Annotated in this window: 25 protein-coding genes; 24 read left to right on the top strand and 1 reads right to left on the bottom strand. The window is 40.6% G+C overall.

Going from position 1 to position 24,776, the window contains the following annotated elements; translation table 11 throughout:
- Positions 1-116: 116 nt before the first annotated feature.
- The 6 genes from MKX49_RS14385 (at position 117) to fni (ending at position 4,902) form a co-directional block, all read left to right on the top strand.
- A complete protein-coding gene (locus MKX49_RS14385; RefSeq protein WP_340876849.1) occupies positions 117-776 on the top strand; it encodes a flagellar brake protein in 660 nt (219 codons plus the stop codon).
- Between the two features lie 68 nt (positions 777-844).
- Positions 845-1,030, top strand: a complete 186-nt coding sequence (locus tag MKX49_RS14380) for a YpfB family protein (protein ID WP_340876848.1) — start codon at positions 845-847, stop codon at positions 1,028-1,030.
- Positions 1,031-1,222: 192 nt separating this feature from the next.
- Positions 1,223-1,897 carry a (d)CMP kinase gene (gene cmk, locus MKX49_RS14375; RefSeq protein WP_048681724.1) on the top strand — a complete coding sequence of 225 codons (675 nt, stop codon included), beginning with the start codon at positions 1,223-1,225 and terminating at the stop codon, positions 1,895-1,897.
- Positions 1,894-2,481 carry a lysophospholipid acyltransferase family protein gene (locus tag MKX49_RS14370; protein WP_340876846.1) on the top strand — a complete coding sequence of 196 codons (588 nt, stop codon included), beginning with the start codon at positions 1,894-1,896 and terminating at the stop codon, positions 2,479-2,481. The genes cmk and MKX49_RS14370 overlap by 4 nt, the downstream gene beginning before the upstream one ends.
- Positions 2,482-2,696: 215 nt before the next feature.
- On the top strand, positions 2,697-3,836 hold the full coding sequence (rpsA, locus tag MKX49_RS14365) for a 30S ribosomal protein S1 (RefSeq protein ID WP_340876845.1): 1,140 nt from the start codon (positions 2,697-2,699) through the stop codon (positions 3,834-3,836).
- A 19-nt stretch (positions 3,837-3,855) separates the two neighbouring features.
- The gene (gene fni / locus MKX49_RS14360) at positions 3,856-4,902 is read left to right on the top strand and encodes a type 2 isopentenyl-diphosphate Delta-isomerase (protein ID WP_251540834.1); all 1,047 of its coding nucleotides are present in this window, start codon (positions 3,856-3,858) and stop codon (positions 4,900-4,902) included.
- 67 nt (positions 4,903-4,969) lie between these two features.
- Here fni and MKX49_RS14355 read toward each other — a convergent pair whose 3' ends face one another.
- Positions 4,970-5,101, bottom strand: coding sequence for a YpzI family protein (locus tag MKX49_RS14355; protein WP_340876844.1), 132 nt, complete (start codon positions 5,099-5,101; stop codon positions 4,970-4,972).
- A gap of 112 nt (positions 5,102-5,213) precedes the next feature.
- Between MKX49_RS14355 and MKX49_RS14350 the strand changes: the two genes are divergently transcribed.
- The 18 genes from MKX49_RS14350 (at position 5,214) to MKX49_RS14265 (ending at position 24,678) form a co-directional block, all read left to right on the top strand.
- Positions 5,214-5,834, top strand: coding sequence for a YphA family membrane protein (locus MKX49_RS14350; RefSeq protein WP_251540832.1), 621 nt, complete (start codon positions 5,214-5,216; stop codon positions 5,832-5,834).
- A 497-nt stretch (positions 5,835-6,331) separates the two neighbouring features.
- A complete protein-coding gene (gene der / locus MKX49_RS14345; protein WP_034308039.1) occupies positions 6,332-7,642 on the top strand; it encodes a ribosome biogenesis GTPase Der in 1,311 nt (436 codons plus the stop codon).
- Between the two features lie 16 nt (positions 7,643-7,658).
- Complete coding sequence (locus MKX49_RS14340; RefSeq protein WP_323597748.1) at positions 7,659-8,711, top strand: NAD(P)H-dependent glycerol-3-phosphate dehydrogenase; 1,053 nt, start codon at positions 7,659-7,661, stop codon at positions 8,709-8,711.
- 378 nt (positions 8,712-9,089) lie between these two features.
- Complete coding sequence (locus MKX49_RS14335) at positions 9,090-10,427, top strand: APC family permease (protein ID WP_202186201.1); 1,338 nt, start codon at positions 9,090-9,092, stop codon at positions 10,425-10,427.
- A 902-nt stretch (positions 10,428-11,329) separates the two neighbouring features.
- Positions 11,330-13,435, top strand: a complete 2,106-nt coding sequence (locus tag MKX49_RS14330; RefSeq protein ID WP_323597746.1) for a sigma 54-interacting transcriptional regulator — start codon at positions 11,330-11,332, stop codon at positions 13,433-13,435.
- Positions 13,436-13,738: 303 nt separating this feature from the next.
- On the top strand, positions 13,739-15,112 hold the full coding sequence (locus MKX49_RS14325; protein WP_048681701.1) for a putrescine aminotransferase: 1,374 nt from the start codon (positions 13,739-13,741) through the stop codon (positions 15,110-15,112).
- Positions 15,113-15,173: 61 nt separating this feature from the next.
- The gene (locus tag MKX49_RS14320) at positions 15,174-15,326 is read left to right on the top strand and encodes a hypothetical protein (protein WP_323597745.1); all 153 of its coding nucleotides are present in this window, start codon (positions 15,174-15,176) and stop codon (positions 15,324-15,326) included.
- Positions 15,327-15,817: 491 nt separating this feature from the next.
- Positions 15,818-16,015 carry a DUF2768 domain-containing protein gene (locus tag MKX49_RS14315; protein WP_048681698.1) on the top strand — a complete coding sequence of 66 codons (198 nt, stop codon included), beginning with the start codon at positions 15,818-15,820 and terminating at the stop codon, positions 16,013-16,015.
- Positions 16,016-16,028: 13 nt separating this feature from the next.
- Positions 16,029-16,754, top strand: a complete 726-nt coding sequence (locus tag MKX49_RS14310; protein ID WP_251540827.1) for a hypothetical protein — start codon at positions 16,029-16,031, stop codon at positions 16,752-16,754.
- A 233-nt stretch (positions 16,755-16,987) separates the two neighbouring features.
- Positions 16,988-18,466 carry a stage IV sporulation protein A gene (gene spoIVA / locus MKX49_RS14305; protein ID WP_034308024.1) on the top strand — a complete coding sequence of 493 codons (1,479 nt, stop codon included), beginning with the start codon at positions 16,988-16,990 and terminating at the stop codon, positions 18,464-18,466.
- A 504-nt stretch (positions 18,467-18,970) separates the two neighbouring features.
- Positions 18,971-19,243 (top strand): HU family DNA-binding protein, encoded by a 273-nt coding sequence (locus MKX49_RS14300; RefSeq protein WP_034308023.1) that lies wholly within the window; start codon positions 18,971-18,973, stop codon positions 19,241-19,243.
- A 306-nt stretch (positions 19,244-19,549) separates the two neighbouring features.
- A complete protein-coding gene (folE, locus tag MKX49_RS14295) occupies positions 19,550-20,116 on the top strand; it encodes a GTP cyclohydrolase I FolE (RefSeq protein WP_034308020.1) in 567 nt (188 codons plus the stop codon).
- Positions 20,117-20,136: 20 nt separating this feature from the next.
- Entirely contained in the window at positions 20,137-20,385 is a 249-nt protein-coding gene (gene mtrB, locus MKX49_RS14290; RefSeq protein WP_034308017.1) for a trp RNA-binding attenuation protein MtrB, read from the top strand.
- 247 nt (positions 20,386-20,632) lie between these two features.
- Positions 20,633-21,463 carry a heptaprenyl diphosphate synthase component 1 gene (locus tag MKX49_RS14285; RefSeq protein ID WP_340876842.1) on the top strand — a complete coding sequence of 277 codons (831 nt, stop codon included), beginning with the start codon at positions 20,633-20,635 and terminating at the stop codon, positions 21,461-21,463.
- Between the two features lie 3 nt (positions 21,464-21,466).
- A complete protein-coding gene (locus MKX49_RS14280; RefSeq protein ID WP_034308012.1) occupies positions 21,467-22,177 on the top strand; it encodes a demethylmenaquinone methyltransferase in 711 nt (236 codons plus the stop codon).
- A 34-nt stretch (positions 22,178-22,211) separates the two neighbouring features.
- Positions 22,212-23,174, top strand: coding sequence for a heptaprenyl diphosphate synthase component II (gene hepT, locus MKX49_RS14275; protein WP_048681687.1), 963 nt, complete (start codon positions 22,212-22,214; stop codon positions 23,172-23,174).
- Between the two features lie 96 nt (positions 23,175-23,270).
- Positions 23,271-23,717, top strand: coding sequence for a nucleoside-diphosphate kinase (gene ndk, locus MKX49_RS14270; RefSeq protein ID WP_034308008.1), 447 nt, complete (start codon positions 23,271-23,273; stop codon positions 23,715-23,717).
- Positions 23,718-23,904: 187 nt separating this feature from the next.
- Positions 23,905-24,678 carry a CheR family methyltransferase gene (locus MKX49_RS14265; RefSeq protein ID WP_340876840.1) on the top strand — a complete coding sequence of 258 codons (774 nt, stop codon included), beginning with the start codon at positions 23,905-23,907 and terminating at the stop codon, positions 24,676-24,678.
- Positions 24,679-24,776: the final 98 nt, after the last annotated feature.

Below are 24,776 nucleotides of genomic sequence, written 5' to 3'. Positions count from 1 at the left end.
CACTTTCCCTTTTTCTTATTTCATGACATAATAACTTCATGATTATTGGATTATATGGGGAATTTCATAGGTAATATTATGTGGTTTCCTCCCTATCGAAAAGGACGTGGACGACGATGTTTAGAATTGGTGATATATTAATGCTCGAACCGAAATACACATCACAGAAGGAAAAGTTCAATTGTATGGTTGTAGAAATGGGGACGGGTTGTTTCTATACGGACTTTCCCATCGATGAAGAGACTGGGAAAATTGCATTCCTTATTGATGGGACACAGTTCAATGTCACATTTTCCAATGAAGAGCAGGCTGTTTATGTATTCGAGTCTGAAGTGCTTGGAAAAGTGAAAGGTAGAATACCCATGATGCAACTATTGCTGTCCGAACCAGAAACGTTTGTTAAATTCCAGCGGAGACAATTCGTGCGCCTGGATGTAACCTTGGATACCGCCATTCATCCAGAACATTCCGAGTTTACCCCTTTTCGTGCATTAACGAAGGATATCAGCGCTGGCGGAGCTTCCATAAGGCTTTTAAAAGGCACTGCTATTCAATCGGTTTCGCAATTATACCTGTGGATGGCGCTTACGATGAAATCAGGTGAGATTCATTATTTAAGGGTAAAAAGCAAAGTCATTCGCGTAACGGAAAAAGAACATGGAAATATGCTGCTGCACGTCCAATTTCTTGAACCTTCAAAAAATGATATACAGACATTAATGAGGTTTATATTTGAAAAGCAGGTGGATTTAAAGAAAAAAGGCTTGCATGTTTAACATGATTGAATGAAAAACAGCGATTCCATCCATACTGCTAATATAAACGGATGGAGGGTGCGGCTTATATGAAAACATTTGAAAGACTATTAATTAAAGTGATCATCATCCAATTGGCCTGCTTATTTTTTTTCCAATTCCTTTTGAGCAGGGAGGACCAAATCTTTGATTTGACCAAGCTCTCGAGGTATGAAGGTGTCAACAGCAATAATTATACGAAAATCATTGAAACATTCAATGGAACCCATAAGTAAAAGCGGTGATCCGCTTTTTTTTGTAAGAAGATTTTCAATAAAAGGATAACTTATGATGGCTGTAGGGATCAAAAAAGAACAAAGGTGATTTTAAACGTAGACATCCCTTTTATTAATGATTTTCCCGCTAGTTGTGATAAAATGAAAAGGTACTAAATAATCAGCATGATTGTAGGATTCTTGGGAGGATTTATGAAAAAAAAATTATCAGTCGCAATCGATGGACCAGCTGCTGCTGGAAAAAGCACGGTTGCTAAAATTGTTGCAGAAAAGTTCAATTACATATATGTGGATACAGGGGCAATGTATAGGGCCATTACCTATAAGGCCCTTAATCAAAAGATTCTTCTTGATGATGAACAAGCATTATCAGAAGTTCTCATCAATACGGAAATCGAATTAAGACCAAGTGAAAATGGGCAGTTGGTGTTCTTGGATAACGAGGACGTGACAGCCCAAATCAGGAACAATGAAGTGACTGGTTCCGTTTCGGAAGTGGCCAAGCACCGGAGCATCCGGGAGGAATTGGTTCGCAGGCAGCAAATCCTTGGTGAAAATGGCGGTGTCGTCATGGATGGCAGGGACATCGGTACGCATGTGTTACCAAACGCCGAAGTAAAGGTATTTCTAATCGCTTCTGTGGATGAAAGGGCACAGCGGAGGCATCAGGAAAATATATTGAAAGGTTTTCCATCAGATATCGAAAAATTAAGGGAAGAAATCGCAACAAGGGACAAGCTGGATTCCGAACGCGAGGTTTCGCCACTGAAAAAGGCAGCGGATGCTATCGAAATCGATACGACCTCATTATCGATTCAGGAAGTCGCAGAAAGCATCATGTCTTTAATAGAAGAGAGGAAAAGATGACATTGGATTTTTACACATTTGCCAAAAACATCGTAAAAGGCGTTTTAACGCCTTCGTTTAGGGTTAAAGCACTCGGAAAGGAACATATCCCTAAAGAGGGCGGGGTATTGATCTGTGCCAATCACATTGATAATTTGGATCCGCCCGTAGTTGGCATGACGTCTCCAAGGGATATTCATTTCATGGCGAAAGAAGAGTTGTTTCATGCACCTGTTTTAAAGGGTATATTACCAAGAGTAAATGCATTTCCCGTGAAACGCGGCAATAGCGATCGGGAATCCCTTAGAAAAGGCTTAAAGCTTTTGAAGGAGGGCAAGGCGATTGGTCTTTTTCCCGAGGGAACCAGAAGCAAGACCGGTGAATTGGGAGAAGGTTTGGCGGGTGCCGGATTTTTCGCGTTGCGGTCTGATGCCGTTATCATACCGTGTGCAATCATCGGCCCATATAAATTTTTACGTCCATTGAAGGTCGTTTACGGTCCTCCAATAAATTTTACCGAATATCGTGAACAGAAAATATCAGCCGATGAAGCCACCAGGATCATCATGGAGCATATTGGGAAATTGATTTCCGAGCATAAATAGTCCTTCATACTTGACAATTTTCTGATTTTGTTAGAATTTATAAAATAAGGGTATTGTTCCTTATTGCCGATGAAAAGGAATATAACTTTATTACTCTAAAAAAAACTGTTTTTATCTTTATTAGGAAAGTGTTTTTATTGAACCACTTTAAATAAAATATGTGGCCGATGAAGAGGAAATTTGCTGATCAGTCATGGGTTAAGGAGGAGTTAGTAATGACAGAAGATATGAACCAAGTAGAAGTGAACGATTACAAAGTTGGGGATCAAGTTAAAGCAACCGTTTCAAAGGTAGAAGAAAAACAGGTCATTGTCGATGTGGAAAACAGCAAAACTGATGGAATCATACCTATCAGTGAGCTTTCAAGCCTGCATGTCGAAAAGGCGTCAGATGCCGTTTCGGAAGGTGATGCATTGGAGCTGGAAGTCATTAAAGTCGAAGAAGAAGCTCTCATTCTATCAAAACGTAAAATTGACGCTCTTAAGGCATGGGATGACCTGGAATTGAAATTTGAAAATGGAGACGTATTTGAGGCTGAAGTTAAAGATGTCGTCAAAGGCGGGCTTGTCGTAGATCTAGGCGTACGTGGTTTTGTTCCAGCTTCTCTAGTAGAAGACTATTTCGTTGAAGACTTTTCTGATTACAAAAACAAAACTTTAACATTCAAGATCGTTGAGCTTGAGAAAGACAAAAATCGCTTAATCCTCTCACATCGGGCTGTGGTCCAGGACCAAAAGGAAAAGCAAAAAGCAAATGTCTTGGATAAGATTGAAAGCGGGCAAGTGCTTGAGGGTGTGGTCCAAAGGATTACCGATTTTGGTGCGTTCGTGGATATTGGTGGCGTAGACGGCCTTGTCCACATTTCACAGCTTTCCCATCAGCATGTCGACAAGGCATCCGATGTCGTTTCTGAAGGGGATAATGTGCAGGTGAAAGTGCTATCCATCGATCGTGATAATGAAAGGATTTCACTTTCCATCAAGGATACCCTTCCTGGACCTTGGGCAGGAATTGCAGAAAAAGCTGCCAAAGGCTCTACACTGGAAGGTATCGTCAAACGCCTTGTTTCTTTCGGTGCATTCGTGGAAATTTTTCCAGGCGTAGAAGGGCTTGTCCATATATCACAAATTTCACACAAGCATATTGCCACACCGCAAGAAGTACTTAAAGAAGGCCAGTCTGTCGAAGTGAAAGTGCTCGAAGTCAATGAAACGGATCAGCGTTTATCATTGAGCATCAAGGAACTTGAAGAACCTCAATCCAATTACAACACATCAGATTATGAGATGCCTGAAGAATCGAAGGGTTTTCAGCTAGGTGAAATGATCGGTGATCAATTGAAAAAACTAAAATAAGATAATAATGGTGATGGCCTTGGAGAGAAAACAACGAAAATTAGATCATATAGAATTTGCGCTTAAGACAGGACAGCAGCATCAAACCGGACTAGAAGATATTTCGTTTATTCACCAAAGCTTACCAGGTATTTCCTTGAATAATGTGAACCTCACAGCAGAAGTTGGCGAACTTGAATTAAGTTCGCCAATTTTTATAAATGCCATGACCGGAGGCGGAGGCCCTGAAACGGAAAAATTGAATGGTGACCTAGCCATTGCTGCAAGGGAAACGGGAATCGCCATGGCGGTAGGATCGCAAATGGCAGCCATCAAGGATCCTAGCCAGCAAGCTTCTTTCAAAGTTGTAAGGAAGGAAAATCCTGATGGTGTGTTGATTGGTAATCTCGGTGGTGAAGCAACAGTCGAACAGGCTAAGCGGGCAAGCGAAATGATCGGGGCCGATGCCCTTCAAATACATATTAACGTCATCCAAGAATTGACGATGCCTGAAGGGGACAGGGATTTTGCGGGTACCCTTTCGAGAATAGAAAAAATCAATAAAACGATCGGAATCCCTGTCATCGTAAAAGAAGTTGGATTTGGGATGAGTATGGAGACGGTGCAGCAATTACATTCCGTAGGTGTTTCAATCATTGATGTAGGCGGGTTTGGCGGAACGAATTTTGCTAAAATCGAGAATGAAAGACGTGCAAAAATACTCGGATACTTTAATGAATGGGGCATCCCGACAGCCGCGTCGATTGTCGAAGCGGTAAATGTTTCACCACAGCTTTCAGTCATAGGGTCGGGTGGCATTCAAAGCCCTTTGGAAATTACAAAAAGCCTGGCGCTAGGAGCAAGAGGTGTCGGATTGGCCGGACATTTCCTCAAGCTATATAAAGAGTTGGGCTTGGAACAATTGATTAAAGAAATACATTACATACATGAAGATTTAAAGGTCATCATGACTGCACTCGGATGCGGTAATATCTCAGAGCTAAGAAAATCGAAATTGGTCATCAAAGGAAATACCTATCATTGGTTATCTCAAAGAGGCATTGATTGTTCGGCATATGCTAAATGAATGACCACAAAAAGGAAGCATCTCATTGAAACGAATGGAGATGCTTCCTTTTTGTTCATGGATAGACTTAACTATTCCTTTTTCGTGCCTTTTCAGGGCTTTCCATACTTGTTGCCCCTTTATGACCCAGTGATTGGTCCCTGTCGGACTCCACCCGTTTACTTTCTCTCAATTTCTTCTCTTGTCGATCTTTTCCCATGTTCACACCTCCTTTTTACATGATAGGGGGAAGGTTTCCTCATTAAATGCCGTGCTTAACGTTTATACTTTGAATAAACAAGCCATAATGTTCCTTAAAGGGGGGACGCTGCATGGATGGAATTATATTTTATTGGATTTCATGGATAGTTTGGGTCATTGTCATGTATTTTATTCCGAAAACGGTTCCCTTTCGTTTTGATTTTCTTTTTCATCTATTAGCCGTAATGGTATTAGCGGGCTATAAACTGGAGGCTCCGTTGGTTTCCGTGCATTTGAGCGGACCGTATCTTTTCTTTATTCTGTGTGTGTATATTAGGAAGAAATCAATCATCAAGATGATGGAACTGATCAGCGGAAGTCTTATTATCACTCTCGCTTATGCGAGTTTTCAACTTTTTTCTTTACTTGATCCGATATGGCTCATAATGAAACCCTCTTATCTTTTGTGTATTTTCCTGAATTATCTTATATTATTACTTTTTAAAAATTGGAAACATCGATTGTTCGTCCTTTTAATTGGGATGCTGCTGGGAGATATCATATATTCCGGATTACTTGCTTACCACTCTTTACCTTATGTGGCCCTTGCTTACGCATGGCATGATAATGCCGTGCTGGTATTGGGAGCAAACATACTGTGGAGAATGTTGGAACTGGTTGGCCAATACATTTATACAATTTCCCATTCGAGATTTTTATCAAAACAAGGAAAAGAGAATTTTAATCAATGAGTATGGAGAAAATTAAAATGGGGTATTAGCTGTTTTATCAAAAGGCAGAAATATAAATGGAACCAATTGGAATTGGAAGGCTTTTATTCATACAATCATTGTTGATTGGCGAGAAATTTGTTACTATAGGATAGTTAGAGGTCTGTAGATAAATCGTAAAATGCTCTAAACAATTAAAAAGGAAGCCGTATGCCGAAGCTTTCTTCATTTTTTGGGGCTGTTTAGAATCATGTTTTAGCATGCAGAGGGTTCAGCTTCATGTCACCTAAGGAACCGGGGCGTCAAGTGGACAAACCGTCCGTGAATACCTGATGAGTTTAACTGAACATCAGTTGGGATTATTCTTACTGATGAAAGATTCCTTTAAATGATGATGAATACAACCTTTTCCTTTAAAAGGAAATTATGAAAATCAATAATGCAAAGCAACCGTAATAAATGCATTCATGAATTTCGTGACTTTGACAGAGATATAGTAGCAGAAAGGGTGAATAGCAATGCCAAAACCGGTAATTGCGATAGTCGGTCGTCCGAACGTGGGAAAATCGACAATCTTTAATAGAATAGTTGGAGAACGGGTTTCGATTGTCGAAGACGTTCCTGGAGTGACCCGGGACAGGATTTATAGTTCGGGTGAATGGTTGACACATGATTTCAACATTATTGATACAGGTGGAATTGATATCGGTGACGAGCCGTTCCTAGAACAAATTCGCCAGCAGGCTGAAATTGCCATTGACGAAGCTGATGTGATTATTTTTATGACGAATGGTCGTGAAGGTGTAACGGCAGCTGATGAAGAGGTCGCAAAGATACTCTATAAGTCAAGAAAGCCGGTTGTCCTTGCGGTAAATAAAGTCGATAACCCAGAAATGAAAGATCAAATTTATGATTTCTATGCGTTAGGTTTTGGCGATCCATTCCCGATTTCCGGGTCTCATGGACTTGGTCTTGGTGACCTTCTGGATGAAGCGGCTAAACATTTCCCTAAATTCGACGGCCCGGATTATGCTGATGATGTCATTAAATTCAGTTTGATTGGAAGACCGAACGTAGGTAAATCTTCTCTGGTCAATGCATTGTTAGGTGAAGAACGCGTCATTGTCAGTGATATTGAAGGTACGACTCGTGACGCGATTGACTCTCCGTATAAGTACAATGGCAAAGAGTATGTCATTATTGATACAGCAGGGATGCGGAAAAAAGGCAAGGTGTATGAAAGTACGGAAAAATATAGCGTACTTCGTGCATTAAGGGCAATTGAACGTTCAGACGTTGTTCTTGTAGTCCTGAACGCCGAAGAAGGAATTCGTGAGCAGGATAAGAAAATTGCAGGATATGCCCATGAAGCGGGTAGGGCGGTCATCATCGTCGTCAATAAGTGGGATGCCATCGAGAAAGATGAAAAAACGATGAAGGATTTTGAAGAAAAGATCCGGGCTCATTTCCTGTTCTTGGATTATGCGCCAATCATTTATCTTTCTGCCTTAACGAAAAAACGGACACATACCTTAATACCGGTCATTGATCAGGCTAGTGAGAATCATGCTATCCGGGTTCAGACAAATGTATTGAATGAAGTGGTAATGGATGCCGTGGCAATGAATCCGACACCGACTCATAATGGAAACCGTTTGAAAATTTACTATACGACACAGGTAGCCATCAAGCCGCCAACTTTCGTCGTATTCGTTAACGATCCGGAGTTATTGCATTTCTCATATGAGAGATTTTTAGAAAATCGAATTAGGGATGCCTTTGGTTTTGAAGGAACACCAATACGAATTTTTGGACGCCAGAGAAAATAGTAAAGGTGGTTATACCGTGGTAAAAGAAAAAGAAAGTATCGCAGTGATTGGAGCTGGGAGCTGGGGGACTGCTTTAGCGCTTGTAATCGCTGATAACCAGCATGAAGTAAGATTATGGGGACATAATCAGAATCAAATCAATGAAATCAATCAAAATCATACGAATGAAAAATACTTGCCTGGGATTGATTTGCCTTTGGGGATTAAAGGTTATTCTTCCATTAAGGAAGCATTGGCAGGGATTGAAATAATAATCTTGGCTGTTCCGACAAAAGCCTACCGGGAAGTGCTTGGTCAGATTGAAGAGGCTCATGATAAACCATTGACAATCGTTCATGTGAGTAAGGGAATTGAACCTGATTCCCTGCTTCGTATATCGGAAATGATTGAAGAAGTCTCTTCGTCAGAATGGCTTAAGGATATAGTGGTTCTTTCAGGACCGAGCCATGCAGAAGAAGTCAGTTTACGTCACCCGACAACAGTTGCCGTTTCCTCAAAGAATATGAAAGCTGCCGAAAGGGTTCAGGACATCTTTATCAATAATAATTTCCGTGTATATACGAATCCGGACTTGATTGGTGTTGAAATCGGAGGGGCTTTAAAGAACATCATTGCTTTGGCTGCCGGCATCACGGATGGTTTAGGCTATGGGGATAATGCCAAGGCTGCATTAATGACTCGAGGGTTGGCTGAAATATCCCGTCTAGGGGTGGCTATGGGGGCTAACCCACTAACGTTTTCAGGTTTAGCTGGGATTGGCGACTTGATCGTCACTTGTACAAGCGTTCATTCCCGTAATTGGAGAGCTGGGAATATGCTTGGTAAAGGGCAAAAGCTTGAAGAAGTTTTGGAAAACATGGGGATGGTCGTTGAAGGTGTCAGAACCACTAAAGCCGCCTATCAACTAGCCCAAAAGTACGAAGTGAATATGCCGATCACCGAAGCCCTGTACGATGTTTTATTCAATGGGGAAGAAGTGAAAAAGGCAGTTGACCTTTTGATGAATCGTTCAAAAACGAATGAGATGGAAGAACTTTTTAACATATTGGATAGCAGGCAGCAGGATTAATCCCCAATCTGTTGATTTTCATAAAAGAATTTCATTAAATTAGGCATTTGATGATGCGCCTTGCCGTGTATCAGCATACAATGCAACGAAAGTAAACTAGTAATTTGACCTCGGCACGGGGGATTTAGTCAAATGAGCAGAAGATATCTAAATATCTTCTGCTTTTTTTTATGGGCAAAAAATCTTCTGTTTATGAATAATTGAATAGATTATTCAAATTTGCATAAATCATTCTACATATTTCCTTGTTTTTTGTTAAAAATCGACCCTTTTTTTTTGGTATGAAAATTGCGAAGTGTAATATGACCAAAAAATTTTAAGGGGAGGCGAGAAAAGTTTGTTACTATTTTCTCGCTTAAAAAGGAAGGGGAATGATACATGCAAACAGGTAATCTGAAAAGGTCTTTAAACTTGTGGCATATCGTATTGCTCGGTGTTGGATATATGACGCCGATGGTTGTTTTTGATACATTCGGGATAGTTTCCGAAAAAACCGGGGGGCATGTGCCGACCGCTTATATCATTGCTCTTTTGGCAATGTTGTTTACAGCAGCCAGTTATGGAAAAATGGTTAAAATATATCCGCAGGCAGGTTCATCCTATACGTACACACAAAAAACGATCAGTCCGCATTTAGGCTTCCTTGTCGGGTGGTCTTCGTTACTTGACTATTTATTTTTACCGATGGTGAACGGCATTTTGACAAAAATATACTTAACTGCTCTTTTTCCGGAAGTATACCCGTGGATTTGGGTGGTGGCATTTGTCCTTTTAATGACAGTCATTAACTTATTCAATGTTAATTTTGCGGCCAACTTTAATAGCTTCCTTGTTTTTTTTCAAATGTTGGTCATCGTCATTTTTGGCGTACTTGTCGTTAAAGGAGTCATGGGTGGAGAAGGGACTGGAGAGGTCTTGTCGGTTCAGCCATTCATCGGGCCCCATATGGAAGTCTCGACGCTCATAACTGGTGCTACAATCCTTTGTTTTTCTTTTTTGGGGTTTGACGCAGTCACTACTTTATCGGAAGAAACACCGAATCCATCCAAAACGGTCCCCCGGGCCATCTTTTTGACTGCCCTGATCGGAGGGGTTTTATTCGTGACAGCATCATTTTTTACACAGTTATTTTTCCCGGATGTTTCCCGTTTTAGCGATCCTGAAGCAGCTTCTCCGGAAATTGCCCTTTTCGTGGGCGGGAAGTTATTTCAGGCATTCTTTCTTGCAGGAACCTTATGCGGTACCCTTGCCTCCGGTCTTGCATCTCACGCTAGTGTTTCTAGGTTGCTATATGTCATGGGGCGTGACCAAATGATCCCGAAAAAACTATTTGGGTTTGTCCACCCCAAGTACAACACGCCATTTTTTAATGTCATTTTTGTCGGGTCGATATCACTGGTTGCCTTATTCCTTGATTTGGTTACGGCCACTTCCCTCATAAACTTTGGGGCATTAATCGCTTTTACCTTCGTGAATATTTGCGTAATCGTCCATTCGATAAGAAACAAAAGCTTCAGAACGATTAGAGGTTTTCTTTCAACTATTCTGTCCCCGGTTTTAGGCGCGGCTTCAGTCTTCATCCTTTGGCTTAATCTCGAGATGAGTTCCTTGATTTTAGGAATAGTCTGGGCGGTAATTGGGATTGGTTATCTTCTGTATCGGACCAAATGGTTTACGGAATCCCCTCCGCTATTTCATTTTGAAAAAGCACAGTGAATTTAATCTACTGTTTCATTACACGAAGGAGGGTGTTATATGGCTGATGAGAAATGAAGAGGTCAGTAATGTTGCTTGTTGTTCTATCCCGTTCATGCCGTTAGCAACATGTATTCAGCGCTTAGAGCAAGAATATGTCGCTTAGTTTGGTTCCCGGGAGCTTTCATGGTGATGCTTTTCATGGTGTACAGTTATGTAATGTTGGAAAAGTCATTCCTTCGGCAGGAATCGGTAAAGGTTCATATGCAAAGTCCATTCATGCATATGCCTGTTTTTGTAGGCTAATCGATACTGATGGATTAATTATTCATTTCAATTATATTGCTTTTAATAAATTTCCTTCTTTACTGACCTTTCCATAAGCATTGAATTTACTGATTATTGTGACGGTTTCTGTGTCATGGTTAGGAAAATGGGTGCGAATGCAAATGCGGTACTAACGTTCGTCGCCTTGCCTTTTGATGGTATTTATCTTTCTGGAAAATTACGTAGGGGAATGAATAAGGAAAAGTGACGGGGGCAGAAGCATTGGAAGCTACATTTTACCCTTGGTACCTTATAGTGTTGCAAACAGGTATGGAGCCGTAATGACGGTATGGCGAGAGCTGTCCTATCTGTATAAAAAGCCTTAGCAGGGGACGGCCATCCACGAATCATAACAAACAGGAATAAGCAAAAGTCAAACATGATTGGAATGTATAAGATAAGGTGGACGGTCCTTTATAAAATAAGTCTAAGCTGCATATCAGGTTTTTAGGTCAAAAGGGTCCGTTAAAGGACCCTTTTGTCGTGGAACAAGTAAAGGTAAATGCTGGATATGAGTAATGGTGCTTCTTATTTTTTATCTTGCAATTCGGAATTGTGATAAAATATAGGTTAGGTTACAAAAGGAGAGTGAAACTGTGTTATCTATTCCGGATGATAAAATTAGACCATTCATAACTATAACAATTGATCAGCCTACATTTTCAGACCAAAATATTCATGAGATACAGGAACCTTTCTTCTTTCTTATGAAGGAAAATCAAGTGTTTGCGTATATCCGTATGGATGACCTCCCGTTAAATGAAAAAATAACGACAGTCGATCAGCTTTTACAGTATGCTTTTTCGATTGATAATGTCTGTAAATTGCACCCTAACATTTCCTTGCCGCATCTGTTTCAAATTATCGGTGAACCTATCGTGCTGATAAAAACGGATGATGGCATGCTAACCGGTTATGTAAAAAGGGAAGATGTATTAGCTGAATTATTCAAGCAGGACAGCAAACAAAATTTAGACCTGCTAAATGTTATATTAACCTCCATTCCTATGGGGATATTTGTGGCTGATAAAGAAAAGAATATCGTGAACTTCAATGAATCAGGCTTGAAGATGATAAAAAAACCTTCTGAACAAGTCCTTAATGAACCTGCTGCGAACATCTTCAATAAGCAGCATATACATAGCGTGTTTGCCAGCGGGAGCAGTATTCTGAATCAGTTGGAGATTACTGATGTCATGAGTGTGCTTGTCGACTATAGCCCGATTCTGAACCATGAAAAAGAAGTCGAAGGCCTGATCATCATCGTTCAGGATTTACCGATGGTTGAGGAAATGGCCATGGAAATAGAATTGATAAAAAGCTCGAATAAAGACTTGAATGCCATTTTAGCGAATATCTATGATGAAATACTTGTAGTCAATCAAAAAGGAGAGCTGCTGCGCTATAGTGACAGCATCATCTCGGGATTCTGGGGGAAGGACTTAAAAGATTATATCGGGAAGAATCTCTTGCAATTAGAGGATGAAGGGATTTTTAATCCTTCGGTAACCCGGTTAGTCCTTGAACAAAAAAAGAAAGTATCGATTGTCCAAGATACGAAAATGAATAAGAAAGTCCTTTCCGTCGGCACCCCTGTGTTCAATGAAAAAGGGGAAATAGATCGAATAGTCATTGCATCAAGGGATATAACGGAAACGACAAAATTGAAATCGGAATTAAATGAAATGAGGAAAGAACTGGACTCATTCAAAAAACAGGATCAATTTTATAAAGAGTTGGTTTTTGCAAGTCCTAAAATGGAGCAGATAATCAGCCAAGTCAAGAAAATCGCCCATTTTTCATCTACTGTATTAATCAATGGGGAGTCGGGAGTAGGTAAAGAAGTGATAGCTGAAGCCATTCATAAAATGGGCAGGCGATCTAAACAACCTTTCCTGAAGATAAATTGCGGGGCGATTCCGGAAAACCTTCTCGAAAGTGAATTGTTTGGTTATACGAAGGGTTCCTTTACAGGAGCGGATAAAAACGGGAAGGTAGGATACTTTCAGCAGGCCAATAAGGGTGTTTTATTCCTGGATGAAGTGGGTGACATGCCCATACATCTGCAAGTCAAGCTGCTGCGGGTACTCCAGGAACAGGAAGTGATACCGATTGGCAGCACTACACCCATTTCCATTGATGTTCAAATTGTTGCGGCCACGAATAAGAGTCTGGAAAAAATGGTCGAGATGGGCACGTTCCGAGAAGATTTATTCTATCGATTGAACGTCATACCCATACATGTGCCCCCATTAAGGGAAAGGCCGGAGGATATACCGCCGCTAGCCTTTCATTTCCTGCAAAAACTGAATGAAAGGTATCAGCGGAATTATCACTTTTCCCCCGATGCATTAAATATACTGGAAGTCTATACTTGGCCGGGAAACATTCGTGAGTTGCAGAACATGATTGAAAGATTGGTTGTTTCTGCAGATGAAGAGATGATCGATGCTGACTTCATTCAAAGGTTCATACCTGTGGGCAGTGACTTTAAACAAACGAAACCCATCATTACGAGAATCCTTCCGCTGCAGGAAGCACAGGATCATGTGGAAGAACAATTGATCATGCTTGCCATGAAACAGTATAAAACCACGACCAAAGCGGCTAAAGCGCTCGGGATAAGTCAATCGTCAGTGAGCAGGAAGTATCAAAAAGTGTTAGCTGAACAAAGTAAGAAAATCGAAAATGATGCATTTTGATTAAAAGCCGTTGCCGAGTGATGAAAATCACTTGTCAACGGCTTTTATTTTTATGAAGGCATTTTCGAAGCTTTTCAATGATTTCCCAAACTCGATTATGCAAAGTGAAATAACGATATGCATATTTGCATAGTTTTAGAGTGATTTTTTTAAAAAAATGCGTTTTTATTGGTTAATTAACTTGGCATGGTTCTTGCTTGATTAGTAAGTATAAGAAAAAAGGGAGGTAAGCATCAAAGTTTCATAAAAAAAGCAAACTTAATTAACCCATCAACTAAAGCTATAAAAAAAGGAGATTATAAAATGTCAATTAACGTAGAAAGTAAAAACACTCAAGCTAACCAATCAGCAACTCAAGATTATATTAAAAAGGTGCTTCAATTAATCGAGCAAAAAGAAATTTCAAAAGAAGATGCACAGTGGGTAACAAGAGAAACGGTCGAGAATTTCCGTAACCATGTAAACCCTGGATTTTTGGAATATCGGAAGACGGTCACTAAAGATACTCAATTCGCTTCGGTGGAGTGGTCTGATCAAGATTCCTGTTTTACAGATGTAAATGGAAAAAAATATATTGATTGTTTAGGTGGCTTTGGTATTTATAATGTTGGCCATCGTAACCCTAAAGTAGTAAAGGCCGTAACCGATCAATTGCAAAGACAAGCCCTTCATAGCCAGGACTTGCTTGATCCATTACGTGCAATGCTTGCCAAGATCCTTGCTGAAATCACACCGGGAGATCTAAAATACTCATTCTTTACGAACAGCGGTACCGAGAGCGTGGAGGCTGCACTTAAGCTGGCTAAAATGTACAGTGACAAATACACGATCATTTCCACGACAAAATCATTTCATGGGAAAAGCCTTGGTTCCCTATCGGCAACGGCAAAGGGCATGTTCAGAAAACCGTTCATCCCGTTGGTACCAGGTGTGCGCCATGTACCATTCGGTGATGTGGATATGATGAGAAAAACGTTTGAAAGTTGTGCATTGGTCGGTGAAGATGTTGCTGCTGTGCTGTTGGAGCCTATTCAAGGTGAAGGAGGGGTCATTCTGCCTCCGCAAGATTATTTAAAGCAGGTTCGTGCATTATGTGACGAATATGATGCGTTATTGATCTTGGATGAAGTGCAAACAGGAATGGGACGGACAGGTAAAATGTTCGCTTCTGAGCTATATGATGTTGTTCCGGACATTATTTGTTTAGCGAAAGCATTTGGTGGCGGAGTAATGCCAGCAGGCGCTGTTGTAGCCAATGAGAAAGTATTTAAAAGCTGGTTCGACAATCCATTCATGCATACTACGACATTTGGTGGAAATCCACTAGCTTGTGCTGCGGCAATTGCTACGATCGACGTACTTTTGGAAGAAAACTTACCGCAGCGTGCTGCAGAAGTTGGAGAATACTTCTTAAATGGGTTAAGGGAAGTGGCTGCTGAGCACAAAGATAAGGTGCTGGAAATCCGCGGCCAAGGTTTAATGATCGGTATTGAATTCCATAAAGATGAAGTGGGTTATGAATTCTCAAAAGCCCTTTTTGATAAAGGCATCTTGGTGGCAGGTACGCTTATTAATTCCAAAACAATCAGGATCGAGCCGTCATTGACTATTAAGCTGGATGAAGTCGATACAGTCATTAAAGCGTTTAAAGAAGTCTTGCCGACGCTTCAATCTTAATTAAAAAAAGCAGAAAAACAGCCTTTGGGCTGATTCAGACTGTAGATAAAAAGGTTTCGGAATGGTATCGTTCCGAAACCTTTTTGAATTTGTAGCAGTTTTAGAGATTGATGAACTCTCCAAGGTCATTATTTCGACCATTTCCACCCTTCGTCAAGTCCAGGTGGCCATCTTCTTTACATCAATGGCAGCCTCCATTTTACTAGTCAAATAGTTCACTGCACCAGGTTGTCTAAAGTAAACATTTCAAGCTGATCAATGGTATCCTCATCACCTCGAGCTTTCATCCTTAAATAAGGAGCTTATCTTCCTGTTAACACAAAGTTGATTGGAACGGAACTTACGGGACTCCTGCGGGAAAGCGGGGCCAAGGGAGACCCCCACAGGCGCTAATAGCGTCGAGGGCGGACCTTCCGTGGAAAGCGAGTGCCCAACATTCCAATCAACGGTCAAATTTTAAACACCTTAAAAAACGGTCGGCAAACTCAATTATTATCGAGTTTGTTTATAAATCGAAACAGTCTTTGCGTTGTTTTTTGTTGCTTGGAGGAGGGAATAATTACATATTTCTCTTTATATAACTGGATCTCAGAAATTTTTTTTCACGAGAACGAGTAAGGAATTACACAGATTGGACAAGGATTTAATTCCTTTAACGTAATTTGGTATGTTATAATAATTTCTGGAAAAAGGAGTGATGAAGATATGACACCTGCCCTGCAAAAAATGTGGATATCCTTTATAGCTATGGGCTTTATGGTTATCTCTATATTTCTAATCTACTTAAGCCGCTATAAATTAAAAGGTTTTTGGAGAGTCTTGACAGCAATTATCGCATACATACTTATGATTCTGGCCGGCTTGATCATCCTTATCGTTGTACTTAGCGGGCCAACCACTTGATAGGTGAGGAGAAATGATGAGAAATTTTTTCAAAATATTATGTTTATTATGCATCTCTGTATCATTAGCTGGCTGCTTATATCCGGAGAAGCAAAAAATGCAAAACCAACTGCCTTATAAAGAGCAATTACAATCCGTCCAAAGTGCAGTGGATCAATTTCAGAAAGATGAAGGCGGCATACTGCCGATAGTTACTAAAGATGCAGGGACACCGATTTATCAAAAATATGTCATAAAATTTTCTAAGATTTCGCCGAGGTATATGGCTGAACCGCCGGACAATGCCTTTGAATCAGGGGGTGTCTTTCAATACATCCTCGTTAATGTTGAAAAAGACCCGACTGTAAAGCTGTTGGATGTCAGAATGGCGCAGAAGATTCAGGATGTTTCCTTGAGATTGACTGCCTATCAGCAAAGCAACGGATACCCGCCGTTTAAGGAAAGGTTATCCGATAATGTCTTCACGCTTGATTATGAAAAGATGGGCCTGAAGGAAGCTCCGACGGTCACGAGTCCATTTTCACAAAAAGATTTATACCTTGTAGTCGATGGTCAAGGCAGCATTTTTGTTGATTATACCCCGGATTTACTTGAGGCATTGAAGAAGCATGAGGGGAAAATCAAGCAAGGTGAAGATATCCGGGAACTGCTGGTGCAGAGTTCGGATTTCGTCCCTGCCTATTCGTTACCTTATACAATTGATGAAAAAACAAATACTCCAATATTTCTTACAAAATAGGCATAACCCTTCTTCTGCAAAATATATTGTAGGGGAAGGGTTATTTCTTTTATCTTTATTTCATCTTACTTTTAAAATAACAACCCTTATATAAAAATTTCTGGTGGAGGAAGGGATTGAACCAGGGAAATAAATGGAATAAATTTTTAGGACAACATCATAGATATATATTGTCCTAAATAAATGCAAATGGATAAACGAAATCCCAAAACTCTAATTCGGGAGGGGATACCTTGGAAAAGGTAGATATTTTTAAAGATATAGCTGAACGGACCGGTGGCGATATATACTTGGGGGTGGTCGGTGCCGTCAGGACTGGAAAATCCACATTTATTAAAAAATTCATGGAGCTAGTCGTCATTCCGAATATACCGTCTGAGGCGGACCGTGCCAGGGCACAGGATGAATTGCCTCAAAGTGCTGCCGGAAAGACGATCATGACGACGGAACCCAAATTCGTACCGAACCAGGCAGCATCGATTCAAGTAGCTGAAGGTCTCGACGTGAACATCCGTTTAGTCGATTGTGTCGGTTATACAATACCCGGGGCAAAAGGGTATGAAGATGAAAATGGTCCCCGCATGATTCACACGCCTTGGTATGAAGAGCCGATTCCGTTCAATGAAGCTGCCGAGATCGGCACTCGCAAAGTAATTCAGGATCATTCCACATTAGGCGTGGTCGTTACGACGGATGGTTCGATAGGAGAAATCCCTCGAAGTGATTATTTAGAGGCCGAGGAAAGGGTCGTCGAAGAATTGAAGGAGGTTGGCAAGCCATTTATCATGATTGTCAATTCCGTTCAGCCTCACCACCCGAATACGGTAGCACTGAGGGAATCCTTGCAGGAAAAGTATGATATCCCCGTATTGGCCATGAGTGTCGAAGGAATGCGGGAATCGGATGTTTACAGCGTACTGCGCGAGGCCTTGTACGAATTTCCTGTTCTTGAGGTAAATGTTAATCTCCCGAGCTGGGTAATGGTTCTGCGCGAGGATCATTGGTTAAGGGAAAGTTACCAGGAAGCGGTTAAAGAGACCGTCAAGGACATTAAGCGCCTGAGGGATGTTGATCGTGTAGTCGGTCATTTCAATGAATTCGAGTTCATTGACCGTGCAGCGCTTGCAGGCATTGAGATGGGGCAGGGGGTTGCAGAAATAGACCTATACGCTCCGGATGAACTCTATGATGATATTCTGAAGGAAATTGTCGGTGTGGAGATTCGGGGCAAGGATCATCTGTTATCATTGATGCAGGACTTTGCGTATGCGAAAGCAGAATATGATCAGGTGGCCGATGCATTGAGAATGGTTAAACAAACTGGATATGGTGTCGCAGCCCCATCCCTTAACGATATGAGTCTTGATGAACCGGAAATCATCCGCCAGGGAGCCAGGTTCGGTGTCAGGCTAAAAGCCGTAGCTCCTTCCATCCATATGATCAAGGTCGATGTCGAATCCGAATTCTCGCCAATCATCGGTACGGAAAAGCAAAGTGAGGAATTGGTACGGTATCTGATGCAGGATTTCGAAGACAATCCACTCTCCATTTGGAACTCCGATATTTTTGGAAGAAGCCTAAGTTCCTACGTAAGGGAAGGCATACAGGTGAAATTAGCGATGATGCCAGACAATGCACGCTATAAATTGAAAGAAACACTTGAGAGGATTATTAATGAGGGCAGTGGCGGTTTGATTGCCATCATCTTATAGAAAACGTTTAAGGCTGGACCAACTCCATTTATGGATTGGTCTTTTTACATGAAAGAAATGGCAGGATCGCAAGAAAAATATCATTTATGAACGCTAATATTTGAATTAACCTGCTGTTTTTTAGTATAATCTTGAAAAAACCCTGTGGTTAAGCGATTTTCAGCAATATAATAAGTTTAATTTCTATAAAAAAGGGAAATGATGAATAGCGAAAGACAAAATTTATAATATATACAATTATTAATGAAAAGATTCCCATTATTTTTTGAATTCCCTTGCTAAGCTTATAGGATTTGTGATAATCTACATACAGAAAACGCGTTATAACAGCGATTTCAACCTATTTATACATTTCTGGATGAATAATTTGGAAATTAAACCGGCTTGGTAATCCCTGATTGTCAGGGAGTGAAAATTTTTTGACCGAAGCTAATATCAAATCACTATTATAGTGTTGTAATAATGATTTTTTATAAAGATTCCTTTTGGGAGGAGGTGAATGGCATGAACAAAACAGAATTAATTAATGAAGTTGTTACAGCAACTGAAATATCTAAGAAAGACGCTACAAAAGCTGTTGATGCTGTTTTTGATACAATCTTAGAAGCTCTAAAAAACGGTGATAAAGTCCAATTGATTGGTTTTGGTAACTTTGAAGTTCGTGAACGTGCGGCTCGTAAAGGCCGTAACCCACAAACTGGTGACGAAATCGAAATTGCAGCTAGCAAAGTGCCAGCTTTCAAACCCGGTAAAGCGCTGAAAGATGCAGTGAAGTAATTCTACCATTACATACGGGTGCTTAACCGAAAAGGGCCGCGTGAAAACGCGGTCCTTTTTTTGCTTCTTAATTTCCATCTGTGATAATATAAAAGACAGTGAATATTTTAGAAACGCTTCAGATGGTAAATCTGTCACAAGAAAATAACCATCCGAAACCGCTTCCGGCGAAACTGCCTTTAAAGGAATTCAATCTATGGATAATCGGTAGCTTTAATAATTGCAATTATGGATTTCCGGGTGCAACGCGCTTTGGTTTTTTTATCTGAATACATAATATTATTGATTTTTTAGGAGGTACAAAAAATGGCTAATGTTGATCATGCCAAATTAGAAGAAGCGGTTAAAATGCTTCTCGAGGCTGTAGGGGAAGACCCAACGAGGGAAGGACTGCTGGATACTCCTGCTCGTGTAGCCAGAATGTATGAAGAAATTTTTTCTGGACTTAATCAGGATCCAAAGGAATATTTCGATACTGTTTTTGGGGAGGACCATGAAGAACTCGTACTTGTAAAGGATATTCCGTTTTACTCGGTATGTGAACATCATTTAGTCCCTTTTTACGGGAAAGCCCATGTAGCATATATTCCGAAGAACGGAAAAGTGACTGGTTTAAGCAAATTGGCACGGGCGGTTGAGGCTGTATCGAAGCGGCCGCAGCTTCAAGAGCGCATCACTTCTACAGTTGCAGACTCGATAATGGAAAAGCTCGAGCCTCATGGTGTAATGGTTGTAGTAGAGGCTGAACATATGTGCATGACCATGCGAGGCGTAAAAAAACCCGGATCTAAAACAGTGACTTCAGCTGTAAGGGGAACGTTTGCGAAGGATCACCGTACGAGAGCTGAAGTACTGGCATTCATTAAAGACTAAGGATATGGGGGCAGGAAAAAATGAATGATAAAAAGATTCTGAATGATTTTGTCGTAATCAAAGCCATTGAGGATAGTGTGAATGTCATCGGGTTGACAAGGGGAACGGACACCAAGTTTCATCACTCCGAAAAACTGGACTCAGGAGAGGTGATGATCGCACAATTCACGGAGCATACCTCGGCAATTAAAATCAGGGGCCATGCAAAGGTCTATACTCCATTCGGAGAGATAGAAAGTGATTCCAAAAAGAATTCACCTGACAAATGATCGTTTCTCAATGCTTGGTTCATTATAAATCAATCACCTGATATCGCGTTTAACAAGCTGTAAATTTCCCGCATCCATTTTTTTGAAGAGCAAAAGTCGATAATTTCCTTGTTTTTGGAAGTTTCATTTTATAAACGTTGACCATTTCATCTGATTGTTTTTATGGTATAATAATGTGTATTTTACACAGACAGAAACCAATATGTATGAAAAAAATTATCTTTCGGGGATGCAAGGGTGATCTCAATTGTTAAACATTACGGACGACATAAGGCAATTAAAACGATTAATAGAAACGAAAGCTCAACATCCATATTTGTTGAAGTATATACAAAAGCCAAGCTTGGACGAAGATAAACTGATGTTGCTTTGGGGATTGTTTAACGATTTGGACGTTACAAGCGAAAAACGGAATCAATACATCATTTCAACCATGTTAGTGCAAATAGCTCTGGATACCCATGAAATCGTCTCGAATTCGGGTGAAGGAATCGAGTCGCCCGAGGTATTGAAAAATCGTCAATTACAAGTGCTTGCCGGTGATTACTATAGCGGCTTATATTATCAAGGGCTTGCCAGTGTAGGTAATGTTGATATGATCCGTATCCTTTCAAGCGCGATAAAAAAAATAAATGATAATAAAATCATTCTATACCAACAAGGATCGATTCATGATGTACCAACGCTTTTAATGACGGTAAAAGCGATAGAGGCTTCGCTGATTCAGAAACTGGCGGATTACTATAATGAGCCTGCCTGGATAGAAGTATCGGAAGACCTGCTGCTTTTAAAACGGTTGCATGCCGAGAAGAGCAGTTATATGAAGTCGGGGGAATCAATAGTTTTTGATGTCCTAAGGGAAATGCCTTTTGATGACTCGACCGGTGGGGATGTTCCCATTTCGGAAAAGGAAGAACAGGTACGCACCCGATTCGACAAGTGCCTGAGGGATGCCCGGCAATCCGTAGAGCGCTCGATGCGGAAGCTGGCAAAGTTGGATGATGAACTACTGGAAAGAGTGAAGGCCATTTTGGAACAAACAGAGAGTATGGCAAATTCATATGTGAAAGAAGGGTGAATCATGGAGCAGTCTAAAGAGCAAAAAGTTCATCATGTCTTTGAAAAGATTTACGGAAATTATGACAAGATGAATTCCCTCATCAGCTTTAAACAGCATCTTAAATGGCGGAAGGCTACAATGGCCATCATGAATGTCCCAAAAGGCGCCCATGCACTGGATGTATGCTGTGGAACAGCGGACTGGACCATTGCCCTTGCTAATGAAGTAGGACCAGAAGGAAAGGTTGTTGGTCTGGATTTTAGTAAAAACATGCTGAAAATCGGCGAACAAAAGGTGAAGGAACTCAATCTGGATCAAGTTTCCCTAATGCATGGGAATGCAATGGAACTTCCTTTTGAGGATAATAGCTTTGACTATGTCACGATCGGTTTTGGGCTGCGGAATGTCCCTGATTACATGAAAGTGCTTAAAGAGTTAAACCGTGTAGCGAAGCCAGGTGGTATGGTCGTTTGCCTGGATACGTCACAGCCAACGATGCTAGGCTTTAAACAGGGCTATTATTTTTATTTCCGTTTCATCATGCCCATGTTCGGCAAATTATTCGCAAAAAGCTATAGTGAATACTCATGGCTGCAGGAATCGGCTCGAGATTTCCCAGGCATGAAAAAGCTTGAAAACATGTTTAAGCAGGCAGGAATGGAAAATGTCAGTTATAAAGCCCATTTCGGTGGGGTAGCAGCAACACATTTCGGGTACAAGCCTTCAAAATAAGCAGAATAGCAATGGACAAAGCTGGGTGGAATGTATGAAATTTAAAATGATGTATTCATTTTTGAATGCAGATTTGCAATTAATAGAAAAAGAACTGGAAGCCGCAATTGAAGCGGATTCCACGGTTTTAAGGGAAGCTTCCCTGCATTTACTGCAATCCGGTGGAAAACGGATCCGTCCGGTATTCGTCCTATTGGGTGCGAAGTTTGGCAACTATGATATTCATGTCGTAAAGCATGTCGCAGCGACTTTGGAACTGATCCATACGGCTTCCCTTGTACATGATGATGTTGTGGATGATGCGGATTTACGCAGGGGGTCGGCTACCATCAAGTCGAAATGGGATAATCGTGTCGCCATGTACACAGGCGACTTCATTTTTGCTCGTGCTCTGGAAATGATGGCGGTCATCGAGTCTCCGCTTGCGCATCAAATTCTCGCTGATACCATGGTTGAACTATGTCTTGGGGAAATTGAACAAATTAAAGATAAGTATAATTTCGAACAGAATTGGCGGATATATTTTAGACGGATCAAACGGAAAACGGCATTGCTCATTGCATCCAGCTGCCAGTTGGGAGCCATTTCAGCAGGTGTTGACGAGGGAATTCACGAAAAGCTATTTAAATTCGGATATTATGTCGGTATGTCCTATCAAATCACCGATGATATATTGGATTTTACGGCGTCGGAAGAAGAACTTGGTAAACCGGCGGGGAGTGATTTGATTCAAGGTAATATCACTTTACCCGTTTTGATCGCTATGGAGGATCCAAAGTTAAAAAAGCTTATCGAAACTGTTCGGGAAGATACGCCAAAAGATGAAATGTCCCATATAATCAATGCGATAAAAACTTCCGGTGCCATTGAACAGGCAGCGAGGATCAGTGATATGTATTTAGAAAAAGCTTTTACTGAGTTGAAAGGTCTTCCTGCCATTAAAGCTAGAAAAACTTTATCGGATATCGCGAAAAATATCGGAAAAAGAAAGTTTTGATAATGGGAGTTGCGAAACTCATCAAACAATGGTAATATTCTAAAAGTATTGCCTTATATAGGCAAATAACAATGATACATATTAGGAGTGACATTCATGGAAAGAACATTTTTAATGGTAAAGCCTGACGGCGTTCAACGCAATTTAATCGGTGAAATCGTTTCCCGTTTCGAAAAGAAAGGCTTCCTTCTTGCAGGAGCAAAATTAATGGTCATTTCTCAAGAATTGGCTGAGCAACATTATGGCGAGCACAAAGAACGTCCTTTCTTTGGCGAATTAGTGGACTTCATTACTTCAGGTCCTGTCTTCGCAATGGTTTGGGAAGGCGAAAATGTAATCGCTACAGCACGTCAAATGATGGGTGCTACTAACCCTAAAGATGCAGCAGCAGCAACAATTCGTGGCGATTTTGCCGTAACTGTCGGCAAAAACATCATTCACGGATCTGATTCAGCTGAAAGCGCTGTACGTGAAATCGGTTTATTCTTCAAAGAAGAAGAACTTGTTGAGTATTCTAAACTTGTAAACGAGTGGGTTTATTAATTAGTACTCATCACTATATAGGAAGCGGGTTCCATCGGCATTATGCGATGGAACCCGTTTTTTTTGCATTGCTTTTTAAGCTTCCCGGCATGGTAAGGAATTATTGCAGTTTAAAGAAAATATGGCACTCTCCGATATATAAAGGGAAGGACCACTTAAAATAATTATGTGCAGGGGAGTCGTAGGAATGCCTCAAGAATATGAAGAGTTTATTCGCAATATCAAGACGTTGACAGGCATTGATTTGGCATTATATAAGGAAGGGCAAATGAAAAGGCGACTGACATCTCTATATGAAAAAAGAGGATATCATTCATTTCGTGAATACTATAAAGACATTCAAACCAACTCCGAAGTTTTAAATGAGTTTCTGGATAGAATGACAATCAATGTTTCCGAATTTTATCGAAATGCGAAAAGATGGGAAGTGTTGGAGCGGAAAATCCTTCCTGGGTTATTAGCAAGCAAAAAAAAGTTGAAGATTTGGAGCGCGGCCTGTTCAACTGGTGAGGAACCATACACGCTTGCCATGATTTTATCCAATCTGGTTCCACTTAGCCGGATAGAGATATTGGCGACGGATCTGGATGAAAATGTGTTGGCGCGAGCGAAATTGGGGATGTATCCTGAGCGTTCCTTAAATGAAGTGCCTGAAGAAATCAAAAGGAAATACTTTGAAAAAAAAGCGGATTTTTATCGTGTCGATGAAGAAATCAAGAGAAGGGTAACATTTAAAAAGCAAAACCTTCTCGCTGATCGATTTGAACAAGGGTTCGATTTAATCATTTGCCGCAATGTGCTAATTTATTTCACGGAAGAAGCGAAAAATTTGTTATATGAAAAATTCAGTGCATCATTAAGGAGCGGCGGGGTTTTTTTTGTAGGAAGTACAGAGCAAATATTCACCCCTGGAAAATATCAATTTGAAACGATCGACACATTTTTTTATAAGAAAAAGTAAATAATTTTAAAAAAGGGACTGATTCTGCTCATGGGCGTTCAGTCCTTTTCGTTTGTCGAGTAATAGTAAATCCAACAGAATTCTGATTTGAAAGATTA

The organism is Peribacillus sp. FSL M8-0224, assembly GCF_038003055.1.
GTDB lineage: Bacteria > Bacillota > Bacilli > Bacillales > DSM-1321 > Peribacillus > Peribacillus frigoritolerans.
Note: the sequence above shows the minus strand (reverse complement) of the source record. Positions and strands in the feature narration are given on the sequence as shown.

Coding starts and splice junctions, on each gene's coding strand:
- MKX49_RS14265 (WP_340876840.1), top strand. CDS start 23,905: ATGCCTCAAGAATATGAAGAGTTTATTCGCAATATCAAGACGTTGACA.
- MKX49_RS14350 (WP_251540832.1), top strand. CDS start 5,214: ATGGATGGAATTATATTTTATTGGATTTCATGGATAGTTTGGGTCATT.
- MKX49_RS14300 (WP_034308023.1), top strand. CDS start 18,971: ATGAACAAAACAGAATTAATTAATGAAGTTGTTACAGCAACTGAAATA.
- MKX49_RS14380 (WP_340876848.1), top strand. CDS start 845: ATGAAAACATTTGAAAGACTATTAATTAAAGTGATCATCATCCAATTG.
- MKX49_RS14315 (WP_048681698.1), top strand. CDS start 15,818: ATGACACCTGCCCTGCAAAAAATGTGGATATCCTTTATAGCTATGGGC.
- MKX49_RS14355 (WP_340876844.1), bottom strand. CDS start 5,101: ATGGGAAAAGATCGACAAGAGAAGAAATTGAGAGAAAGTAAACGGGTG.
- folE (WP_034308020.1), top strand. CDS start 19,550: ATGGCTAATGTTGATCATGCCAAATTAGAAGAAGCGGTTAAAATGCTT.
- rpsA (WP_340876845.1), top strand. CDS start 2,697: ATGACAGAAGATATGAACCAAGTAGAAGTGAACGATTACAAAGTTGGG.
- cmk (WP_048681724.1), top strand. CDS start 1,223: ATGAAAAAAAAATTATCAGTCGCAATCGATGGACCAGCTGCTGCTGGA.
- ndk (WP_034308008.1), top strand. CDS start 23,271: ATGGAAAGAACATTTTTAATGGTAAAGCCTGACGGCGTTCAACGCAAT.
- hepT (WP_048681687.1), top strand. CDS start 22,212: ATGAAATTTAAAATGATGTATTCATTTTTGAATGCAGATTTGCAATTA.
- mtrB (WP_034308017.1), top strand. CDS start 20,137: ATGAATGATAAAAAGATTCTGAATGATTTTGTCGTAATCAAAGCCATT.
- der (WP_034308039.1), top strand. CDS start 6,332: ATGCCAAAACCGGTAATTGCGATAGTCGGTCGTCCGAACGTGGGAAAA.
- MKX49_RS14280 (WP_034308012.1), top strand. CDS start 21,467: ATGGAGCAGTCTAAAGAGCAAAAAGTTCATCATGTCTTTGAAAAGATT.
- MKX49_RS14320 (WP_323597745.1), top strand. CDS start 15,174: ATGGTATCGTTCCGAAACCTTTTTGAATTTGTAGCAGTTTTAGAGATT.
- MKX49_RS14385 (WP_340876849.1), top strand. CDS start 117: ATGTTTAGAATTGGTGATATATTAATGCTCGAACCGAAATACACATCA.
- MKX49_RS14310 (WP_251540827.1), top strand. CDS start 16,029: ATGATGAGAAATTTTTTCAAAATATTATGTTTATTATGCATCTCTGTA.
- MKX49_RS14370 (WP_340876846.1), top strand. CDS start 1,894: ATGACATTGGATTTTTACACATTTGCCAAAAACATCGTAAAAGGCGTT.
- MKX49_RS14335 (WP_202186201.1), top strand. CDS start 9,090: ATGCAAACAGGTAATCTGAAAAGGTCTTTAAACTTGTGGCATATCGTA.
- MKX49_RS14325 (WP_048681701.1), top strand. CDS start 13,739: ATGTCAATTAACGTAGAAAGTAAAAACACTCAAGCTAACCAATCAGCA.